The 562-nt window shown below is 46.6% G+C and carries 1 pseudogene; it reads left to right on the plus strand.

What is annotated here, in order from left to right:
* Positions 1-562, plus strand: a pseudogene (locus tag R8N47_RS27370) (AraC family transcriptional regulator); the annotation flags it as partial.

Consider the following 562-nt stretch of genomic DNA (forward strand, 5'->3'; position numbering starts at 1 on the left):
CCAAATGCTATTGATCGCGCCTGGTGTGCCTCATTCAATTCACTCCACATTGGTCGAAAGCAAGTGCGAGACTCATGTGATTTGGTTTAAGCGTGAGTGGATTGCCAATTTGATGTTCTATTGCGCAGAGCTTAGAAAGCTTGACCCGCTTTTAAAGGCGGCCAATAAAGGTGTGGTGTTTTCTGAACGGACAGCTCAGCACGTTGTGGATCTTCTGCATGAGCTCATGACGTTTCCTGCAATGGAGCAACTATCGAGATTTCTCCATGTTTTGTCTCTGATTGCTCACGATGAAGGAGCGAAAACACTGATGACTCACTCGTACTTATCGATGAGTGAACACGAGCTACAGGAAAGAGAGCGCGTGGCAAGTGTTAACGCGTATCTCGAACAACACTTTGCAACTAAGGTGACGCTCGCAGACTTGGCGAACTACTTATCGCTGAGTGAAAGTGCGGTCACAAGATTGTTTCAAAAGCACTTTAAAGAGCCGTTTAGCCAACGTCTAATGAAATTGCGGATCAATCATGCCGCAGATTTGCTGCAATCTACGTCGTTGCCG

Source organism: Vibrio sp. 2132-1 (genome assembly GCF_033344315.1).